General features: G+C 69.8%; 15 protein-coding genes, 2 pseudogenes and 1 riboswitch. Of the genes and pseudogenes, 6 read left to right on the top strand and 11 right to left on the bottom strand.

What is annotated here, in order from left to right; translation table 11 throughout:
* Positions 1 to 12 precede the first annotated feature (12 nt).
* Both ACQ859_RS29205 and ACQ859_RS29200 read right to left on the bottom strand, forming a co-directional pair.
* Positions 13 to 420: a hypothetical protein gene (locus ACQ859_RS29205; RefSeq protein WP_431263914.1), complete on the bottom strand. Its 408-nt coding sequence runs from the start codon at positions 418 to 420 to the stop codon at positions 13 to 15.
* Positions 421 to 614: 194 nt separating this feature from the next.
* Positions 615 to 1,265: a class I SAM-dependent methyltransferase gene (locus ACQ859_RS29200; RefSeq protein ID WP_431263913.1), complete on the bottom strand. Its 651-nt coding sequence runs from the start codon at positions 1,263 to 1,265 to the stop codon at positions 615 to 617.
* A 134-nt stretch (positions 1,266 to 1,399) separates the two neighbouring features.
* Here ACQ859_RS29200 and ACQ859_RS29195 point away from each other — a divergent pair, with 134 nt between their 5' ends.
* Positions 1,400 to 1,963, top strand: coding sequence for a hypothetical protein (locus tag ACQ859_RS29195; protein WP_431263912.1), 564 nt, complete (start codon positions 1,400 to 1,402; stop codon positions 1,961 to 1,963).
* 75 nt (positions 1,964 to 2,038) lie between these two features.
* On the top strand, positions 2,039 to 4,087 hold the full coding sequence (locus ACQ859_RS29190; protein WP_431263911.1) for an alkaline phosphatase: 2,049 nt from the start codon (positions 2,039 to 2,041) through the stop codon (positions 4,085 to 4,087).
* 68 nt (positions 4,088 to 4,155) lie between these two features.
* On the opposite strand, the gene ACQ859_RS29185 is transcribed toward ACQ859_RS29190, so the two are convergent.
* Positions 4,156 to 4,326, bottom strand: a complete 171-nt coding sequence (locus ACQ859_RS29185) for a hypothetical protein (protein WP_431263910.1) — start codon at positions 4,324 to 4,326, stop codon at positions 4,156 to 4,158.
* 79 nt (positions 4,327 to 4,405) lie between these two features.
* On the opposite strand from ACQ859_RS29185, the gene ACQ859_RS29180 reads away from it, so the two are divergent.
* Positions 4,406 to 5,137: a type II toxin-antitoxin system PemK/MazF family toxin gene (locus ACQ859_RS29180; protein WP_431266691.1), complete on the top strand. Its 732-nt coding sequence runs from the start codon at positions 4,406 to 4,408 to the stop codon at positions 5,135 to 5,137.
* A gap of 179 nt (positions 5,138 to 5,316) precedes the next feature.
* On the opposite strand, the gene ACQ859_RS29175 is transcribed toward ACQ859_RS29180, so the two are convergent.
* The 7 genes and pseudogenes from ACQ859_RS29175 to thiC form a co-directional block, all read right to left on the bottom strand.
* On the bottom strand, positions 5,317 to 6,009 hold the full coding sequence (locus tag ACQ859_RS29175; RefSeq protein ID WP_431266690.1) for a thiamine phosphate synthase: 693 nt from the start codon (positions 6,007 to 6,009) through the stop codon (positions 5,317 to 5,319).
* A 105-nt stretch (positions 6,010 to 6,114) separates the two neighbouring features.
* Positions 6,115 to 6,749 (bottom strand): annotated as a pseudogene (gene thiD / locus ACQ859_RS29170) (bifunctional hydroxymethylpyrimidine kinase/phosphomethylpyrimidine kinase); the annotation flags it as partial.
* Between the two features lie 302 nt (positions 6,750 to 7,051).
* Positions 7,052 to 7,903 (bottom strand): thiazole synthase, encoded by an 852-nt coding sequence (locus ACQ859_RS29165; RefSeq protein WP_431263909.1) that lies wholly within the window; start codon positions 7,901 to 7,903, stop codon positions 7,052 to 7,054.
* 1 nt (position 7,904) lies between these two features.
* Entirely contained in the window at positions 7,905 to 8,123 is a 219-nt protein-coding gene (gene thiS / locus ACQ859_RS29160; RefSeq protein WP_431263908.1) for a sulfur carrier protein ThiS, read from the bottom strand.
* On the bottom strand, positions 8,120 to 8,782 hold the full coding sequence (locus ACQ859_RS29155) for an FAD-dependent oxidoreductase (protein ID WP_431263907.1): 663 nt from the start codon (positions 8,780 to 8,782) through the stop codon (positions 8,120 to 8,122). The genes thiS and ACQ859_RS29155 overlap by 4 nt, the downstream gene beginning before the upstream one ends.
* Before the next feature lie 92 nt (positions 8,783 to 8,874).
* Positions 8,875 to 9,312: pseudogene (locus ACQ859_RS29150) on the bottom strand (FAD-dependent oxidoreductase); the annotation flags it as partial.
* 5 nt (positions 9,313 to 9,317) lie between these two features.
* Positions 9,318 to 11,237 carry a phosphomethylpyrimidine synthase ThiC gene (thiC, locus tag ACQ859_RS29145; RefSeq protein ID WP_431263906.1) on the bottom strand — a complete coding sequence of 640 codons (1,920 nt, stop codon included), beginning with the start codon at positions 11,235 to 11,237 and terminating at the stop codon, positions 9,318 to 9,320.
* A gap of 148 nt (positions 11,238 to 11,385) precedes the next feature.
* Positions 11,386 to 11,522: riboswitch (TPP riboswitch) on the bottom strand.
* 303 nt (positions 11,523 to 11,825) lie between these two features.
* Between thiC and ACQ859_RS29140 the strand changes: the two genes are divergently transcribed.
* A complete protein-coding gene (locus ACQ859_RS29140) occupies positions 11,826 to 12,608 on the top strand; it encodes a TonB family protein (RefSeq protein WP_431263905.1) in 783 nt (260 codons plus the stop codon).
* Between the two features lie 40 nt (positions 12,609 to 12,648).
* Here the strand turns inward: ACQ859_RS29140 and ACQ859_RS29135 are convergent, their stop codons facing one another.
* The gene (locus ACQ859_RS29135; RefSeq protein ID WP_431263904.1) at positions 12,649 to 13,590 is read right to left on the bottom strand and encodes a LysR family transcriptional regulator; all 942 of its coding nucleotides are present in this window, start codon (positions 13,588 to 13,590) and stop codon (positions 12,649 to 12,651) included.
* Between the two features lie 136 nt (positions 13,591 to 13,726).
* On the opposite strand from ACQ859_RS29135, the gene ACQ859_RS29130 reads away from it, so the two are divergent.
* A complete protein-coding gene (locus ACQ859_RS29130) occupies positions 13,727 to 14,353 on the top strand; it encodes an FMN-dependent NADH-azoreductase (RefSeq protein WP_431048803.1) in 627 nt (208 codons plus the stop codon).
* A gap of 166 nt (positions 14,354 to 14,519) precedes the next feature.
* Positions 14,520 to 15,392, top strand: a complete 873-nt coding sequence (locus tag ACQ859_RS29125) for a pirin family protein (protein ID WP_431263903.1) — start codon at positions 14,520 to 14,522, stop codon at positions 15,390 to 15,392.
* Positions 15,393 to 15,476: the final 84 nt, after the last annotated feature.

Raw genomic sequence — 15,476 nt, 5'->3', positions numbered from 1 at the left:
GGGTCCGCGGGGTCAGCTGCCCGATGGCGCTGAACCCGCAGCGCGCCGCGAGAACCACCAGCCAGCAACGGCGATGGCGATGCCGAAAGCGTAGGGATAGGACCAGACGTACTGGAGGCCCCACCCACGAAGCGCCAGGGCGAGAAGTACAAGCGAGGCGATGAACAGGCGCTTGCCTCGGGAGCCGTTCATGGCGAAGCGCACGGCACCCGCGTAGAGCAACGCACAGCCGACGAGACCTCCGAGTCCGGTCATGAACGAGGTGGCACCGGTCTTCACCAGTTCCCAATAAGCAGGCATGAAGGCCAGCAGCGCCAGGAGCTGAAGAATAGACAGGCCCAGGACGACGAATGCGATGGGCCGGCGATTGGCCGGCGCCATTGTGTTCACGTCTGCGGTCGGAGGGGCGTAGGGGTTCATTGGGGGAGTGAAGCGATGGCCTGTGGAAATGTTGCCATCGATTCCAGGGCAAGCAGCGTCCTGGGTTCACCCGATTGCGCAAGCCCATTCGAGGTCTGCTCTCCGGACGGGAAACCGCGACGGCGGGAATTGAACCCGCGTCCGCAAGCCATGAGCACCTGGGTTGAGAGGCCTGTGCTGAATGACGTCGGCCGTCAGCGCTGACCCGTCATCACATATGCGGAAGCGAGCCAACGGCGCTCGACCTCCGCGTTCTTCATCCGGGACTCAAGCAGCCGCCACGGACAGTCGAGTCCGTCCATGCGCACGATCGAGTGCATCGCCGCGCCGAGCACGAACAGGTTGCTCATCGGCATCCACGGCGGCGCCCAGGCGAGTCCCGCGGCCACGATGCGCGCACCGGGCTTGAGCGCAGCGAAGGCGCGCGCGAGCCCCTCCTCGCTCTGCAGCACGTCGTGCGTGAAGAAGAAGATCGCCGCGTCCGCACGGCGCGTGCCGAGCACGGACGCGTAGTCCGCGTCTTCCGCCGTGGCACCCAGGAAGGCTATCGGAGCCGGGAGGTGGTCCACCCGCGCGCGCTGCTTGGCCTGGCGCATCATCGTCTCGCAGGGCTCGACGGCGACGATCCGGCCGGTGCGTCCCACCGCGGCGCTGAGGCCGGGCAGGCTCAGCCCGGTGCCCGCGCCGACGTCGAGCACGGTCTGCCCCGGTTGCAGATCGAGCAAGGCGATCGCTTCGCGCCGCAATGGCGCCACCGGCATCAACTCGTAGTCGTAGACCGGCGCACGGCGCGCATAGAGCGCGTTCGACGCTTGCCGGCCTGGACTGGGGTCTGGCGTGTTCATGGACTCCCTTGTGCTGCCGGGCCAGCTTCGCGTGGCGCGGAGGCCGGTGTCAAGCAAGAAAAACGGAGCGTCACGGAACCGTCATGCGGGCCCGAAAGAATCGCGTCCCTATGTGCGTCCAACTCACCACAGGTATGCGGCTTGCCCGCCGTGCCGCCCGCTCGATCGCCGTGCTCTGCGCCGCCGTCGTCCTTCCCCTGGCCGCGTCTGTCGCGCACGCCGAGTCCGCGCCGCTCGCGACGGCGAACGATGCGGCGTCCGACCTGAAGTTCTCCCAGTTCTTCAAGTCGCCGATCGGTCCGGCCGGCCTGGAGCTGTCCGATGCGCTGCGCGCCGCCGACGGCCGCCCGGTGCGCCTGGTCGGCTACATGGTCGCGCAGGAGCAGGCCAAGCCCGGCCGCTTCTGGCTCACGCCGCGCCCGGTGCGCATGAGCGAACACGCCGACGGCGAGGCGGACGACCTGCCGGCCGCCGCCGTGACCGTGCTGCTCGACCCGTCGCAACAGGAACGCCTGGTCGCCCATCGCGACGGTCTGGTGGTCCTCACGGGCACGCTGTCCATCGGCCGCGTCGAGGACGAGACCGGCCGTGTCTCCTGGATCCGCCTGCAGCTGCCGCCCGGCGCGCTCGAAGCGCAGTCGGCGTCCGCCGCCGCCCAGCCCGACGGCAACGGCCACGGCCACGGCCATCGTCATTGACCGCCATCGGCCGCCCTTGATCGCTCTTCACCGCCCCCGCGCGGTTCCCGATTTCCTCGACTCGAGTCCTCCACGATGAAACACCTGCCTTCCCTGCTCGCCGGCGCCTGCGCGCTGCTGGCGCTGAGCGCTGTCCAGGCGGCCCCGACCGTCACCCGCCTGACGCCGCCGAGCGAGCGCTTCTCCAGCGGTCAGCCGGAGCCCGTGATCGCGCGCTTCCTGCCCGGACAGCGCTTCGACCTGCAGGCGACGATCAAACCGGACGCCGGCCAGCGCATCACGGCCGCGCGTTTCGTGATCGACGGCAAGCCGGTCGACGCGACGGTCGCGCTGCGTGACTGCGCCACCGGTTGCGTGAAGGGCCTGAGCGCCGAGACCGCGATCGCCACGATCCGCGCGGTGAGCCTGGAGAAGGCCGGCCGCCACGAGTTCAGCGTCGAGGCCACGCAGTCCGACGGCCAGAAGGTCGCCGCCACCGGCAACTTCGACGTCGTGCCGTTCACCGCGGCGATGGGCCCGAAGGTGAAGAACATCATCATCCTGCTGGGCGACGGCATGGGCGCCGCGCAACGCACCGCGGCCCGCATCGTCAAGGGCGGCTATGCGCAGGGCAAGGTCATCAACCCGCTGGCAATGGACACCTTCCCGGCGACGGGCATGGTGAAGACGGCGTCGTTGAACTCGGTGGTGACGGACTCGTCGCCGGGCATGACGTCCTACGTCTCGGGCAATAAGAACAACAACAATGAAGAAGGCGTGTTCCCCGACGACACGATCGAGCCCTTCGACAACCCGCGCATCGAATACCTGTCCGAGTACCTGCACCGCACGCAAGGCAAGGCGCTGGGCATCGTGACGACCGCGGACGTGTTCGACGCGACGCCGGCCGGCAACGCGGTGCACACGAGCAACCGCGGTGCGGGCACCGGCATCGTGGACCAGTTCTTCGACGACCGCTCGCGCACCGGCCTGACGGTGCTGCTGGGCGGCGGCCGCAAATGGTTCCTGCCTGCCGGCACGGCGGGCTCGGAGCGCGCCGACGGCAACGACTACGCGTTCTCCTCGACCGATCCGCACACGTCCGAGATCGTCAAGCGCTGGGGCGCCGCGCCGGGCGCGAAGGACAAGGGCCGCGACCTGATCCAGGAATTCCAGGGCGCCGGCTACCGCTACGCGCCGACGAAGACGGCGCTCGAAGCCGCCACGGCCGGCGCGGGCGCCGATAAGCTACTGGGCCTGTTCGCGTTCTCCAACATGAACGTGGCGCTGGACAAGATCGACGGCCGCCGCGGCGCGAAGAAGGGTCTGGCGGGCGGCAGCGTCGTCGACGACTACGGCTTCCCCGACCAGCCGATGCTCGACGAGATGGCCAAGGCCGCGATCGCGACGCTGAAGAAGCAGCAGAAGGGCTTCGTGCTGATGATCGAGGGTGCCTCGATCGACAAGCAGGCGCACAACATGGACAGCGAGCGCTGGATGCTGGACACGATCGAGTTCGACCGTGCCGTGCAGGTGGCGCAGGACTTCGCACGCGAGAACGGCGACACGCTGGTCATCGTGACGGCGGACCACGAGTGCTCGGGTGCGGCGCTGATCGGCGGCTCGATGCTGACGGACCAGGCACTGCTGGACGCGGCGACGAAGAAGGGCGCGGCCAACCTGCGCGACAAGGTCGTCGGCGTGTATGAGAAGGCAGGCTTCCCGCGCTACCGCATCGCCGCGGATGGCTATCCGGAAGCGACCGACATCGACTACCGCCTGCTGGTGGGATACGGCGCGAACGCGGACCGCTACGAAGACTGGCGCACCAACGCGACGCCGTTGCGTGATTCGCAGCAGCCGATGGCGAAGTCGGAGCCGCTGAAGTGGTACCCGGCCAACGCGGCCGAGCGCGATGACGCGACGGGCGAGTTCCTGGTGACGGGCCAGGTGCCCGGCGAGCAGGCGGTGCACACGGCGACGGACATCCCGCTGTCGGCCTTCGGCCCCGGCGCGCTGGCGTTCACCGGCGTCATCGACAACACGGACGTGTTCTTCAAGCTCGCGCAGGCGGCGGTGAAGGGCGCGACCGCACCGGCGGATGCGACCGGTGCGAAGCGGCCGGCGAAGGTGGCGAAGAAATAAACGTCACCGCTTCGCAATGACTTCGATCGAGGGCCTGCGGGCCCCTCGTCGTCTTTCTAAGGACTTCTTCACCACACGTCATCGCCCACGGGATTCATCTCGTCCCACGCCACGATGTCCGCCGGAGGCGGCGCGGAAAGGTCGCATTGGGCAATCATGTCGGTCAGCGTGTACTCGCGCTTGGAGGTCGGGGGAGGGGCAACGCGGGACTGTTTTCCATTCTTCGACACCTTTTCCATGAGTGCCGCCCTCCAGTTGCAGCCAGGCCTGGAGTCGAGAAGGGCGACGTGATTGGGGCAACACAAGGTTGAACGTTCAATGCAGCGCCGGGCGGTCCATCGGAAGGTCGTTGCAGTAGAGGAGCAGTCGGACCGCCCGGCGCGCATCGAACGAGCCTGCATCTTGCGCATGGCGAAGACACTTGGAAATCACTCCAAGTGGGTCACTCCAAGGGGCGAGACGCCGGGGCAACATCCCCCATCGCGCCGTTTCCCACGGCGGCAGACCTTGGCAACACTGCCTCGCCTTGGTAGTACCGAGGTCAACATGGCGATTGGTTTCACACCTAAGGTCGGGCAAGTTCTCCTATGCCACTTCGGTCGATTCGGGGCACAGGGAGTCTCGAACGCCTGCGCCGATTTCAATCGGCGACTTCCACCGGAGATGGTCAAGACCCGTCTGGTCGTCGTTATCAACGGGCGCCTGAGTCGGCAGTCCTGCATCGTTGCGCCCTTGTCGACGACGTTTGATCCATCGAAGATGGCCGGTGGCGTTCACGTCGAGATCGGAGCCGGCGCGATCTGTGCTCTCGACTACTTCACCCCATGCGTCCGATGGGCCAAAGCGGACTGCATCCACACCGTGAGCAAACTGCGACTTCAGCCGCCGACCGATGGCGGCGAGCCGGTTGACTGGGCCATCAGCGCCGTCTTGCTGGAGCGAATCCAGCGGGCAGCCGTTCATGCGCTGAATGCAAGTGCCTTGCTGATCCCGATTGATGAACGGGCACTACTCATTGATATGAAGCGATCACTCGAATCGACGACTTGAAGACTCTCGGCGCAACGTGCAGAATCCATCTTGCCCTTTGAGGCCTCTCACTCTTCCAGCCCTTACGGGAATCATCTGGAAAACCGCCCTCGTGGCCTTCAGAAGCCCAGTCGAAAGATTGGGCTTCTATCGTTTGAGGCGTACAGATCAAGGAGTCGACCGAGCGCAGACGCTCGACGTCACCTCAACCTCCCATTCGCCACCATCTCCTCCGCCGCCCGCACCAGACACATGGCGGATGCACCGGCGGCCATGCCGGCGCGCCATTGGCGCTCCTCCAGCACGCCGCCGATGCCGACCACCGGCACGCCGGCCATGCGCGCCCACCAGCGCAACTGCGCCAGGCCTTGCGGCAGCCACGGCATGTCCTTGGTCGTCGTCGGCCACAGCGGGCCGCAGGCGATGTAGTCGGGCGCCGCGCCACGCGCGCGGGCGAGTTCCCACAGGCTGTGGCTCGACAGTCCCAGTCGCACGCCGTGTCGCGAGCGACGTTGCTGCAGGTCGTCGCGGTCCTCGGCATTCAGACCCGCCCAGTCCTCCTGGCCGAGGTGCAGGGCGCGCGCGCCTTCGTCGAGCGCCAGTCGCCAGTGATCGTTGATCCACAAGGTCGCGGAGCGACCCGCCATGTCGCGCACCGCGTCGCGGATCGCCGAGCGCAGCGCGTCGTCGTCGGTCGACGGGCTCCGCTTGATGCGCAGTTGCAGATGGGTGAAGTGGCCGCTGAGCGCCAACGCCGTCACGCGCTCCGGACGGTCCGTGATCGCGTACAGGCCTGTGGCGAAGGGCGCCGCGCGGCGTGACGCCGGCCACAGCACTTCGCGCCAGCGCGTCAGCGTGGCGCGGCCGGGCGAGGTCTCGTCATCGAAGCCCATCACCGGCATCGCGCGTGGATCGTCGATGAAGTGTCGATCGGGCCGGAGCGGCCCGGCGCCGGCGCCCGCCGCGTGGCCATCGCGCAGCGCGCACCAAGTGAGCATCTTCGCGAGGATCACCGCGTCCGGCACCGCGAAGCCGCGCGCGAGCGCCGCGGCCGCCGCGGTGGCGAAGGTGCAGCCGCTGCCGTGGTGATTCGGCGCCCCGCCGTTGCGGCCGGACAGACGCGGCAAGGCGATCCATCCGGTCGCCAGCGGACTGTCCAGCCAATCCATCGAGAGCCCGTCGACCTGCGCCGTGTCGTCGCCGCCGGTGATGCAGACGGCGCGTGCGCCCATCCCGCGCAGCATCGCGGCCAGCTCCGGCACCGGCAGCTGGCCCGAGGCCACGCCGAGCAGCCGTTCCGCCTCGCGCCGGTTCGGGGTGATCAGCGCGGCGCGCGGGATCAGCTGATGGCGGTAGGCGCCGAGCAGCGCGTCGTCGCAGAACGCCGCGCCGCCCGCGCTCGCGCCGAGCACGGGATCGACGACCAGCGGCGTGTCGCCGATCTGCGCCAGCAGCGCGTCGACCGTCCCGGCGCTCGCGAGCAGCCCAGTCTTGACGACGCGGGGGGCAGGTCTTGTCTCAGCGCGCCCAGTTGCGCTCGCACCTGACTCACGGGGAGCGGGAACACGGCATTGACGCCCACCGAGTGCTGCGCCGTTACCGCCGCGACCACGGGGCAGAGATGCACGCCCATCGCGGCCGCCGCACGCGTGTCGGCACTCAGGCCCGCGCCTCCGCCGCTGTCGGTGCCCGCGACGCTCCAGAGGATCGGCGGCGTCGGATCGTCGGTCCACGGCGTGAGCGTCAGCAGGTCGGGATCGACTGCGGGCGCCCAGGGCGAAGGCAGGCTCGGATGCGGCACGAGCGGCGATGGCATGGTCACCGTGGCGTGCTCGCGCCGGTCGGGACCGTCGATGCGATCAGCTCGATCAGATCGTTCAGATCGATCGACCTGACCCGCTCGATCGGCGTGTTCGCCGTAGTCGTTCTCTTGATTCATGCGTCCCCCAGGAGGAAGGCGTGGCCGCTCACCGGCGTGCTCGCGACCGCGAAAGCCTGGGGTGCCATCAACCCGGCGCCGAAGGCTCGCCGGCCCGCGCGCACGGCGTCGCCGAATGCACCGGCCATCGCCACCGGATCGCCGGCCTGCGCCACCGCGCTGTTCAGCAGCACGGCGTCGAAGCCCAGTTCCATTGCCCGCGCCGCCTGCGACGGCGCGCCGAGACCGGCGTCGATCACCAGCACCGTGTCGGGCAGCCGCTCGCGCAGCGTGCGCAGCCCGTGGAGGTTCAGCAGGCCCTGGCCCGAGCCGATCGGCGCACCCCACGGCATCAGCAGCGGACAGCCGGCGTCCAGCAGCCGCCGGCCGAGGATCAGGTCCTCCGTGCAGTACGGGAAGACGATGAAGCCTTCGCGCGCGAGCTCCGTCGCCGCCGCGACCAGCTCGAACGGATCGGGCTGTAGCGTGTGGTCGTCGCCGATCACCTCGAGCTTGATCCACGCGGTGTCGTAGAGCTCACGCGCCATGTGGGCGAGCTGCACCGCCTCGCGCGCGCTGCGGCAGCCGGCGGTGTTGGGCAGCAGCCGGGCGCCCTGCTCGCGTCCGACAGCGAGCGCCTGCGACAGCGCGCCGTTGTCGCCCGCTTGCAGCGTGCGCTTGAGGCCAACCGTCAGCACCTGCGAGCGGGAGGCGCGGATCGCGTCGCACAGCGTGACCGGGCTGGGATACCCGGCGGTACCGAGGAAGAAACGGCTGTCGAGCGCGATGCCGTCGATCAGCAGCGGATCGGTGGATGGCGCGTCGGTCGATCGCGAGCCGGTCGGTGGCGGAATGGCGTGGAGCGGCATGTCAGCCTCCGACGATCGGTTGGAAGAAGAGGACGACGTCGCCGTCGTTGAGCGCCGTGTCGGCGCGCGCGGCGCGAGGCACGAAGCGGCCGTTCAGCGCGGTGGCGACTGCGGCGGCCTCGCGTCGTTCGAGTTCGAGCAGCTGCGCCAGCGTCGCGCCGGCGGGCATCGCCACGGCGCGGTCGTCGAGCCGCACGGTGATCGGGGAGGGGGTGGTCATGGGGAGTTCTCCAGGGAGGCGGCAGACACCGGTGCCGGGTTCGGCGCGCAGTCCGGAACGAGGCCCGCCGCGGCGTCGGTCAGTGCGGTCAGCGCGGCCAGATCGGCGAGTCGGGCCCGATTCAGCAGCCGTTCGACCAGCGCCGGCGCGAGCAGCCAGCCATGGCGGTACAAGCCGTTGAGGCGCAGCAGGCCGGGCTCGTGATGGGTGAAGGGCAGGTTGTCGGGCAGCGCCGGCCGGAGATGCCGGTCGAGCCGCACGATGCGCGCCTCCGACAAGGCCGGGAGGACGCTCTGCGCCGCGGCCATCAGCTCGACGGCGGAGCGCAGCGAGACCGGGCTGCGGTCCTCGCTCTCGATCTCGCTGGCGCCGACGACGATCTCTTCGTCGGAGCGCGGCACGAGGTAGACGCGATGCCGTGGATGCAGCAGCCGGACCGGTCGACGCAGGCCGTGCCCCGGCAGCGACAGCGTGACGATCTCGCCGCGCACGCCGCGCAGCGGCAGCGGCGGCCGGGCGCCGAGTCCGCGCGCATCGATCGCCCAGTCGCCTTGCCAGCGCCCGCCGTCGGCGAAGTGCAGTTCGCCGGGCAAGACCTGGTCCACCGGGCGCGACCAGTGCCAGCGCGCGTCCGCTGCGCCGTCGTGCAACGCGGCCATCGCCGGCACCGGCGCGATGAGGCCTTCCCCGGCAGCAGCCAGCCGCGCAGGCCCGGCGCCAGCATCGGCTCATGCGTGCGCAGCGCGTCGGCATCGAGCGGCTCCGCACCCGGCATGCGCATCAGCGTGCGCTGCGCCGCACCGAGGTCTGCGCGATGCGACAGCAGCAGGCTGCCGTCGATGCGCAACGGCACCGGCTGCGATGCTGGACTCGACCTCGAGTCCGGAGTCAAAGCCGAATTCAATGGGGACTTCAGGCCCGACTCGCGCCGGGACAGCGCGGCGACGATGACCGGCCACAAGGCCAGCGATCGCCAGCCCAGTGCGGCGATCTCCGCGCCGCCCTGTTCCTGCTCGGCGAGCGGGCTCAGCATGCCGGCCGCGCTGAACGCCGCCGCGCCCTGCGCGTCGAACGCGGGCTCGGAACCGGACGACGCGTCGAAGACCTCGACGCGATGTCCGGCCCGCGCCAGCGTCCACGCGAGCAGCCGTCCGGCGAGCCCGGCCCCGGCGATGGCGATCGCGGCCATCGCGCTCAGGCCTGGCGGATCGGGATGTAGAGCTCGCCGCCGCCGGCCAGGAACTCGGCGCTCTTCTCGCGCATGCCGGCCTCGGCCGCGATCCCCGCGCCGCCGCTGCCGCCGCCTTCACCGTTGGCGGCCAGCTGCGCGCTGTATTCCCGCACGTCCTGCGTGATCTTCATCGAGCAGAACTTCGGTCCGCACATCGAGCAGAAGTGCGCCACCTTCGCGCTGTCCTTGGGCAGCGTCTCGTCGTGGAACTCGCGCGCGGTCTCGGGATCGAGGCCGAGGTTGAACTGGTCCTCCCAGCGGAACTCGAACCGCGCCTTGGACAGCGCGTCGTCGCGCGCCCGCGCCGCCGGATGGCCCTTGGCGATGTCGGCCGCGTGCGCGGCGATCTTGTAGGCCATCAGGCCCTGCTTGACGTCTTCGCGGTCGGGCAGCCCCAGGTGTTCCTTGGGCGTCACGTAGCAGAGCATCGCGCAGCCGAACCAGCCGATCATCGCGGCGCCAATGCCGCTGGTGATGTGGTCGTAGCCCGGCGCGATGTCCGTCGTCAAGGGCCCCAGCGTGTAGAACGGCGCCTCGTCGCAGTGCTTGAGCTGCTCGGTCATGTTGGCCTGGATCATGTGCATCGGCACGTGTCCCGGGCCTTCGATCATGGTCTGCACGTCGTGCTTCCAGGCGATCTTGGTCAGCTCGCCCAGCGTGCGCAGCTCGGCGAACTGGGCCTCGTCGTTCGCGTCCGCCAGCGAGCCCGGCCGCAATCCGTCGCCCAGCGAGAAGCTGACGTCGTACGCCTTCATGATCTCGCAGATCTCCTCGAAGTGCGTGTACAGGAAGTTCTCGCGGTGATGCGCGATGCACCACTTCGCCAGGATCGAGCCGCCGCGCGACACGATGCCGGTGCGCCGCTTGACCGTCATCGGCACGAAGGGCAGCCGCACGCCGGCGTGGATGGTGAAGTAGTCAACGCCCTGTTCGGCCTGCTCCACCAGCGTGTCGCGGAACAGCGCCCAGGTCAGGTCCTCGGCCACGCCGCCGACCTTTTCCAGCGCCTGGTAGATCGGCACGGTGCCGATGGGCACGGGGCTGTTGCGCAGGATCCAGTCCCGCGTCGTGTGGATGTTGCGGCCGGTGGAGAGGTCCATCACCGTGTCCGCGCCCCAGCGGGTCGCCCACACGAGTTTCTCGACCTCCTCCTCGATGCCCGAGCTGACGGCGGAGTTGCCGATGTTGGCGTTGACCTTGACCAGGAAGTTGCGGCCGATCGCCATCGGCTCGACTTCCGGATGATTGATGTTGGCCGGGATGATGGCGCGACCGCGGGCGATCTCGTCGCGCACGAACTCGGGCGTGATGATCCCGGGGATCTGCGCGCCCAGGCCCTGGCCGCGCAGGCGCTGCTCGCGCTCGGTGTCGGACAGGTACTCGTGCATCCAGGCGCGGCGGCCGTTCTCGCGGATCGCCACGTACTCCATCTCGGCGGTGACGATGCCGCGGCGCGCGTAGTGCATCTGCGTCACGTTGGCGCCGGATTTCGCGCGGCGCGGCGGACGCGTCAGCGCGGCGCTCTGCGCACGCAGCGCGTCCTGCTGCGCGGCCTCGCGCAGGCCGTCGTCGAAGAGCTGGATCGGGCGGCCGGTGTACGGCTCGGTGTCGCCGCGCGACTCGACCCAGGCGGCGCGCGTCGCCGGCAGGCCGCGGCGCACGTCGGTCGCGACGGCGGGATCGGTGTACGGGCCGGAGGTGTCGTAGACCGCGAGGCGTTCGCCGTTGGTCAGCGCGATCTCGCGCAGCGGCACGCGCAGCTGCGGATGCAGCACGCCGTGCTCATGCGTCTTGGTCGAGGCGGGCAGCGGGGCGCGGCTGGCGGCGAGGCGCTCGTGGAAGGTCGCGCTGTCGTTGCCGGCTGGAGGGGTCAGGTCGTTCATCGAGGTCTCCGGTTGGGCGCCGGAGGCTGAATCGACGGGAACGGGCAGGCGTTCGGAACAGACCCCTTCCTGGGTGGGGCGCACGGGGCGGTGCGGGACCGCGTGGCATCGGTGCGGGCCTGGGGGGCTCGCGATTCGCCGAGGTGCGCCTGGAAGGGCGGGCTCTTCTTACGCCGGTACGAACCGGATCAAGTTCAGCGGGTCCACGGCTTCATCGCCATGTCTCAGCCCGTGTCGACGATGCGCGTGGCGCGGTGTCGACCCAGGGCTCCCCGGAGCAGGCGCGCAGTATAGGCCGCGCAACACCCCGGCCGGCAAGGACGTGAATTTCTCGACGCAACCCCGATGTCAAGGGACATCCGGGGTACTGTTACATCCTGATTCCGGGGAAACACCGAGGGGCCGTCACCACGGTGACTTCTTACACTGCGGCGCTCAGGCCGGGGCGCGAAAGAACCACAGCAACAGCAGCAGACAAGACCGGCGTTGTCTCCAAAAGAGAGCAACCAGCGCAATCGAGAGGGTGGAGTGATGAGCAGCCGTAGTCTCCCGAGCGTCCGACACCATGGCCGGGCGTGGTGCCAGGTCTTGAGCCTGGGCCTGGGTCTGGTCGCGATGGGTGCGCAGGCGCAGACCGCGCAACCCGTGGCGCCGGCCACGTCGGCCGTGCCGGCCGCCGCCGCCGCGGTGGCGCCGATGAGCGATGTCGACCGCGCCAAGCGCGATGCCGACAAGGTGTTCCAGTGGATCAAGTTCCACGCGGAGAAGGGCGAGAAGAAGCCCGCGCACGAAACCAAGGCCGAGGCGCCCAAGCCGGTCGCCAGACCGGTCGCCGTGGCCGCGCCGGCGCCCGCGGCGCGCCGGGAACCCGATCCCGCCGCCGAGCGTGCGCTCGCGGCCCGCACTGCGCCGGAGACGGCGCCGGTGCCCGTCGTGGCGACGGCGTCGCCCGCGCCTGCGGCGATCGGCCAGTCGGCCGCGCAGACGATCGCGCCGCCGAGTTCCGTGCCGCAGCCGATGTCGGAAGCGCCGCCGCCGCAGGTCATGTCGATGTCGGCGCCGTCATCGGCCGTGCCCGCCGGCAAGTCGCCGGAACCCGAGCCCGAGGCCGAGGAGCCCGTGCCGCTGAAGCTGCTGCGCAAGGTCGATCCCGAGTACCCGCGCGCACTGCTTTCGCAGCAGCGCTCCGGATCGGTGATGGTGCAGTTCACCGTCCGCCCGGACGGCTCGGTCGACGCGGCGCAGGCAGTGCGTTCGCCGGACCGCAAGCTCAGCGTGGCCGCGGTCACCGCGGTGAAGCAATGGCGCTTCGGGCCGATCCCGGCCCCGCGCCAGGTCAGCGTGGAGATCGGCTTCCAGGCCGCCGAGTGACACGCGACGGCGCGACGGGGAACGGGCGCGGGCTGCGCCCTCACATCCCGTACATCGTCGCCTGATCGAACGGTCCCAGCGCCGCGGCCATCGCATCCAGGAACAGCCGCGTGCGCAGCGGCATCAGGCGGCGCTGCGGGAACACCGCCCAGCAGGTCGACGGCTCCGCGCACCAGGCGGGCAGCACGCGCAGCAGTTCGCCGCGGTCGACGAAGTCCTGCGCGTACTGGTTGCCGACCCAGGTGATGCCCAGGCCCGCGCGGGCCATCTGCAGCAGCATGTCCGGCGCGTTGACCAGCGTGCGGCTGTCGGGCACGCCGACCCACTCGATGCGCTCATCCGCCTTTGCGTCGACATTGCCGAACAGGCGCCAGGGCAGCGGTTCTCCCGCGCGGCTCAGGATCATCAGACCGTGCATGCTCAGCAACCCTTCGGGCAGTTGCGGCTCGCCATGCCGCTCCAGGTACTGGGGTGAGGCGTAGAGGCCGCTGCTGAACATCGCCAGGCGCCTCGCCGCGAGTTGGCTGTCCGGCGGCAACTGGCCCATGCGCACCACGATGTCGAAGCCTTCAGCGATCAGGTCCACGCGCCGCGGCGACAGGTCCAGCTCCAGCTGCACTTCCGGGTAGTCGCCGACGAATCGGCTCAGCATCGGCGTCAGCATCTGGTTGGCGAAGTCCGCCGGCATCGACACGCGCAGCCGGCCGGTCGGCCGTTGCTGCCGGTGCAGCGCCAGCGCCAGCGCGCCGTCCACCTCGCCCGCGAGCACCCGCGCATGCTCCAGCACGCCCTGGCCGAACTCGGTCAGCGTCAGGCGACGCGTGCTGCGCTGGAGCAGCTTCTCGCCGAGCCGCTCCTCCAGCGCCGCGATCCGCCGCGACACCGTCGACTTCGGCAGCTGCAGCCGCTCCGCCGCACGGCTGAAGCTGCCGCTTTCGATCACGCGGGCAAAAACAAGCAGGTCGTCGGCATCGAGGCTCATGAGGCATTGGATTGTTCTTTTGGCGGAACAATCTTATCCAATATGGGGTATTCCGGTGCTCGGGGGCGATCAATACAGTTCATCCATCCCCTCACACCCCGGCTGATCCAGCCGAAACGCCCCGGAGAACCGCACCATGAACATCCTTCAGATCAACTCCAGCGCCCGCCGTCTGCATGAGGGCCAAGGCTCGGTCTCGACCCTGCTGGCCAATGAAGTCGTCGCCGAACTGGTCGCCCGCAACGCCGGCGCCACGACGGTCGTGCACGATCTGGCGGTGCGTCCGCTGCCCGCGATGGACGAGGCCACCCTCGGCGCGCTGTTCACCCCCGCCGACGCCCGCACCCAGGCGCAGGCCGACCGCGTGGCCTTCAACGACCAGCTGATCGCCGAACTGAAGGCGGCCGACGTCATCGTGCTGACCGCGCCGATGATCAACTTCGGCGTGACCTCGCAGCTGAAGAACTGGATCGACTCGGTGGCCCGCGCCGGCGCGACGTTCAAGTACGGCGCCAACGGCCCCGAAGGTCTGGTGACCGGCAAGCAGGTCATCGTCGTCAGCACGCGCGGCGGCGTGTACCGTGGCCAGCCGGCCGACAACATCGTGCCCTACCTGCAGCTGACGCTGGGCTTCCTCGGCATGACCGACGTGAAGTTCGTGCTGGCCGAAGGCCTGAACATGGGCGAGGAAGCCGCGGCCAAGGGCCTGGCCACCGCCCGCGAGGAAATCGCCGCGCTGTTCGGCGAAACGCAACCGGCCTGATCGCCGGTCGGCGCAGCCGGCCGGATCGACCGCGCGCGCCCTCCACGGGGCATGGGGGATCCCTCCTGGACCCCCAAGCCCCATGCCGGGCCGGAAGCATCCGCTGACGGCCGGCACGACATCGATCGACATCCCGACATCCCGACAATCCGGAAAGGACTCCCTCATGACCGCCGCCACCCCTGTCACCTCTCTTCGGACGCCCCGCCAGGTCGAGCGCCTGGTGCAGGGCAGGGCCACCAGCGACGGCGCCGGCGTCAAGCTGACGCGGGTGCTGACGCAGGACCTGCAGCGGCGTCTGGATCCCTTCCTGATGCTGGATGCGTTCGGCACGGACAACGCCGACGACTACATCGCCGGCTTCCCCGACCATCCGCATCGCGGCTTCGAGACCGTGACCTACATGCTCGAGGGACAGATGCGCCATCGCGACTCGGCGGGCCATGAAGGCCTGCTCGGACCCGGCGGCGTGCAGTGGATGACCGCCGGCCGCGGCGTGATCCATTCGGAACTGCCCGAGCAGCAGGAGGGCCGCATGGAAGGCTTCCAGCTGTGGCTGAACCTGCCCGGCCGCGACAAGATGCGCGACCCCTGGTACCGCGACATCACCAGCGCCGAGATCCCCGAGCTGAGCTTGCCGGGGGCGACCGTGCGCGTGATCGCGGGCGAGAGCCACGGGGTGGCCGGCGCGGTGCAGCGCGATGCCACGCAGCCGATCTATCTCGACGTGCATCTGGCGCCCGGCGCGACCTTCGAGCAGGCGCTGCCGTCGACGCACAACGCCTTCCTGTACGTGTACCGGGGCGCGCTGCGCTTCGACACCGGCTGCCTGGTGCCGAGCGGCCGCATGGCGATCCTCGCCAACACGCCCGGCGCGGACGGCGTGCGCCTGACCGCCTCGGACGACGGCGCCCGCGCGATCCTGATCGCCGGGCAGCCGCTGGGCGAGCCGATCGCCCAGTACGGTCCCTTCGTGATGAACACGGAGGGCGAGCTGCTGCAGGCGGTGCGCGACTTCCAGGCCGGCAAGTTCGCCTGAGCCGCGGGCACGCTCGGAGCGCCTCGTGACGGATGCCCCCTGGTGAGGCCAGGGGCGCCGCCGACGCCCGGTGCTGTGTCCAGT

It is taken from the genome of Roseateles chitinivorans (assembly GCF_050632235.1).
GTDB classification, from domain to species: domain Bacteria; phylum Pseudomonadota; class Gammaproteobacteria; order Burkholderiales; family Burkholderiaceae_C; genus Roseateles; species Roseateles chitinivorans_A.
Note: the sequence above shows the minus strand (reverse complement) of the source record. Positions and strands in the feature narration are given on the sequence as shown.

What these genes read in the sequence shown, in the direction of transcription:
- ACQ859_RS29165 (WP_431263909.1), bottom strand. Translation starts at nt 7,903, where the DNA reads ATGCCGCTCCACGCCATTCCGCCACCGACCGGCTCGCGATCGACCGAC.
- ACQ859_RS29190 (WP_431263911.1), top strand. Translation starts at nt 2,039, where the DNA reads ATGAAACACCTGCCTTCCCTGCTCGCCGGCGCCTGCGCGCTGCTGGCG.
- ACQ859_RS29200 (WP_431263913.1), bottom strand. Translation starts at nt 1,265, where the DNA reads ATGAACACGCCAGACCCCAGTCCAGGCCGGCAAGCGTCGAACGCGCTC.
- ACQ859_RS29130 (WP_431048803.1), top strand. Translation starts at nt 13,727, where the DNA reads ATGAACATCCTTCAGATCAACTCCAGCGCCCGCCGTCTGCATGAGGGC.
- ACQ859_RS29185 (WP_431263910.1), bottom strand. Translation starts at nt 4,326, where the DNA reads ATGGAAAAGGTGTCGAAGAATGGAAAACAGTCCCGCGTTGCCCCTCCC.
- ACQ859_RS29205 (WP_431263914.1), bottom strand. Translation starts at nt 420, where the DNA reads ATGAACCCCTACGCCCCTCCGACCGCAGACGTGAACACAATGGCGCCG.
- ACQ859_RS29175 (WP_431266690.1), bottom strand. Translation starts at nt 6,009, where the DNA reads ATGGGCTTCGATGACGAGACCTCGCCCGGCCGCGCCACGCTGACGCGC.
- ACQ859_RS29195 (WP_431263912.1), top strand. Translation starts at nt 1,400, where the DNA reads ATGCGGCTTGCCCGCCGTGCCGCCCGCTCGATCGCCGTGCTCTGCGCC.
- thiC (WP_431263906.1), bottom strand. Translation starts at nt 11,237, where the DNA reads ATGAACGACCTGACCCCTCCAGCCGGCAACGACAGCGCGACCTTCCAC.
- thiS (WP_431263908.1), bottom strand. Translation starts at nt 8,123, where the DNA reads ATGACCACCCCCTCCCCGATCACCGTGCGGCTCGACGACCGCGCCGTG.
- ACQ859_RS29180 (WP_431266691.1), top strand. Translation starts at nt 4,406, where the DNA reads ATGCAGCGCCGGGCGGTCCATCGGAAGGTCGTTGCAGTAGAGGAGCAG.
- ACQ859_RS29155 (WP_431263907.1), bottom strand. Translation starts at nt 8,782, where the DNA reads ATGGCCGCGTTGCACGACGGCGCAGCGGACGCGCGCTGGCACTGGTCG.
- ACQ859_RS29125 (WP_431263903.1), top strand. Translation starts at nt 14,520, where the DNA reads ATGACCGCCGCCACCCCTGTCACCTCTCTTCGGACGCCCCGCCAGGTC.
- ACQ859_RS29135 (WP_431263904.1), bottom strand. Translation starts at nt 13,590, where the DNA reads ATGAGCCTCGATGCCGACGACCTGCTTGTTTTTGCCCGCGTGATCGAA.